Annotated in this window: 4 protein-coding genes; all 4 read right to left on the bottom strand. The window is 34.0% G+C overall.

The genetic code is table 11. From position 1 onward, the window contains the following. Positions 1-99: 99 nt before the first annotated feature. The 4 genes from DWZ47_RS30035 to DWZ47_RS30050 all read right to left on the bottom strand — a co-directional run bounded on the left by DWZ47_RS30035 (position 100) and on the right by DWZ47_RS30050 (position 2,752). Positions 100-648, bottom strand: coding sequence for a hypothetical protein (locus DWZ47_RS30035; protein WP_004327350.1), 549 nt, complete (start codon positions 646-648; stop codon positions 100-102). A 76-nt stretch (positions 649-724) separates the two neighbouring features. After that, positions 725-1,066, bottom strand: coding sequence for a hypothetical protein (locus DWZ47_RS30040; RefSeq protein WP_007558989.1), 342 nt, complete (start codon positions 1,064-1,066; stop codon positions 725-727). A gap of 47 nt (positions 1,067-1,113) precedes the next feature. Then, positions 1,114-1,785 (bottom strand): hypothetical protein, encoded by a 672-nt coding sequence (locus DWZ47_RS30045; protein ID WP_117515665.1) that lies wholly within the window; start codon positions 1,783-1,785, stop codon positions 1,114-1,116. A gap of 61 nt (positions 1,786-1,846) precedes the next feature. Then, entirely contained in the window at positions 1,847-2,752 is a 906-nt protein-coding gene (locus DWZ47_RS30050) for an immunity 22 family protein (RefSeq protein WP_009017660.1), read from the bottom strand. Between the last annotated feature and the right edge of the window lie 111 nt (positions 2,753-2,863).

Below are 2,863 nucleotides of genomic sequence, written 5' to 3' on the forward strand. Positions count from 1 at the left end.
TTCGTTCCAGTAAGGCGACAATAATTCTATTCGTTATATCCATAGCTGTAATGGGATGCAGCTTTCCACTGTTAGGTAGCATAGGTGCATGTTATCCAATTACGCAATTTGTTCTATTCGGCATTTCTGACATAAGGGATAAGAAGCAATGAATGGTTCTATTTTTTGTTTCATTTCAACAAATGAAGTCCCATAAAAATACAAAGCTGTCCATTCATTCCCTTCCCAATAACTATAAAAGCTACCTATGTTCTCCATAGCTGATGTCATCTGCTCAATGACGTGATTGATGTCACAACTCTCATAAACTTCATCCGGCAATTCCGTTCCATTGCCATAATAAGCCAATCCCTCTAAAGTTCCTACTTCTATCTTAAATTCAGGTACCATACATAATAATGCTGAACCTTTGGGAATACCTATTTTATTAACAAGTTCCACCAAACGATTTATACTATCTTGTTTATCATCATTTAAGTGAATTTCTATATCACAAGATTCAATTTCTCCGGTTTGTGGATTTTGTAGTGTTCCTCCACCCATTACTTCTCCCAGATTTATTTTTTCAAGAATTTCTTGAAGAGCATCTTCCAAATCATGTCTGTGCATGGGTTGCAAACGTGAGTTCAAATTCAATGTTAGTTCCATATTTACTATTATTTTATTTGTTGGATAATGTCCGGCAGATAAACCGCCTTCAATGTTTCATCTGTTTGTTAGCAACCTATTTTCTATCAATCTTTTGTAAAAGTTGATTGTAATACTTCTCTAACATTTTGATGTTATTTTTTCTGTCAATTTTTCCACTTTCATTATCTGTGTATGCAAACCACTTAAATAGCAATTCAACAAAAATATGTTTACCAATTTCTGTTAAAGAACTTTCCTTAATAATTGAAGGCATGATTAGGTTTCCTTCATTATCACATGGATTATCACACAAAAGCCCCTTTCCGTATGCGTAGTTTAATAAGTTCTGACAACAGACTTTCGCATAGTCTTTATCTCTCTGACGGATTTGAGCTTCTATAAGTCCGTCAACATCAAAAATTATTTGGTTACTCATATTCTTTTTAGTTTGTAAAGTTGCTAATGGTTTGGTGAGAGACAACGTTAAGTTGTTTTCTCGACCTTGTTAGCGTTTGATTGGATAAAATCAAGAGTTCCTAATATATTCTTTCTACTTGAAACCAATCTGTTTATTTTCATACGAATGCCATCTAATCTCATTTCTTTATCCAAGCAATCATCTCTCTTTTCTTGTTCTGACTTTTCGGAAGATAACTCCAAAAGTTTAGCATCCAATTTTTGTATTTCAAACTTCATTTTGTCCGTCCATTCATCAAGCCGTTTAGGATTATTTTTTGCCAACAAGAACGGATATTGAAGGTCTGTATCATCTTTTGACCAAATATCTAACAAATATTCAATGGAATATTTGTTTTCCAACTTATTCAGCATAGAATCAAGTTCACATAAAAGCCAACTTTTTAATCGCTCTATATCAGTTTGAGGATTTATTTTTATCCATGAACTTTTTTCTTCTGCAATACTCCCGCCAGCAAAGCTTAATTTCCTACCCGATAGTTCTGTAAATTCACGGCAAAACAAAAAGTAATTTATTCTGAAATTTTCAGTATGTTCCTCTTTGTAATATCGTTGGCTTTGAATTTCGACTTCTATCTGAAACAATCCCATATCTTTAATAAAACGCATTCCTTTATTTTGGAATGCCTTGCTTTTCATATATGGTTTAATGATTGCTTGTATTATTTCTTTTCTCATATATCAACGCTAATGTTTGGCAGCGTTCCGCTTTTTAGTCGGTTTGCTGTTTGTTAGTCGCTTATTCCCATTCAAATGTTGATAAGTAACGAAGACCATTATAGTCCGCAATCTCTTCAACATATTTTTTAGGTATGCCAAGATGACCTTTCATGTTTTCTTTAAGAATAAAAACTTTTTGGTTTTTCTTTTTATCTCTAAAACCATTCGGGATATAGCAGAAAGTACAATTATTTGAGGCATTATTAAGGCCATTTCTATTTAATGATTTTTCAACCCAACAATCAAGTACATTATTGTCTATTATAACTGATTGAATTAATTGAACAGAATTCATTGTACATGTTTTGTCAATTTTAATTCTTAAAAACTCTGGATAATAGAATTTTATACCTAAGTCTTTACAGAACTGACAACGATGTTCGGGATTGGGACGCTTTTTGCTCTGACCGGATTCATACGCTTCCAACTCCTTGAGGTATTGCTCTTGATTAAAATACTCCATAAATTCGGTTTCATTTTTATCGGTATGCCCAATCCATGTCATATATTTCAAACCGGCAGTCGAGGCTGTTGTACCAGTCGGATTAAGTTCAAAAATAAAAGAGCCCAAGAAGGATACCGATACGGTATTCGTCGCTTTCTGCAATGATATACCCTCATGGCTATTATACATGATTGCCGCATTTGCGACAGTTATTTTTTTCGCTCTTAGTATTTCCTTGATTTTATCTGTGTCTGCCGGAATAACATTCAACAGATTCTCAAGTCCTTCAGAAGAATATTTCATAATAAGAGAATCTTCGTCATAGTCCATTACACCAAGCTCTTTACAGAACTGGCAACGAAGTTCCTTATTGTCTTCATCGTATTCTTTCCACCATTGACGGAAAGCCGATTGATCCATATATTTCTCAAAGTCAGCTTCGGAATCGAATTGACCGACCCATATCATTATCTTGCTCATTTTCTTTTTTTATTTTTCAAGCGACTAATGTTCGGCAGCGTTCCGCTTATTCAGTCGGTCTGCTGTTTGTTATCAACTTATATTTTGTCTGACAACACCATGTTCATAAGC

The organism is Bacteroides sp. AF32-8BH (assembly GCF_003435205.1).
GTDB classification, from domain to species: domain Bacteria; phylum Bacteroidota; class Bacteroidia; order Bacteroidales; family Bacteroidaceae; genus Bacteroides; species Bacteroides ovatus.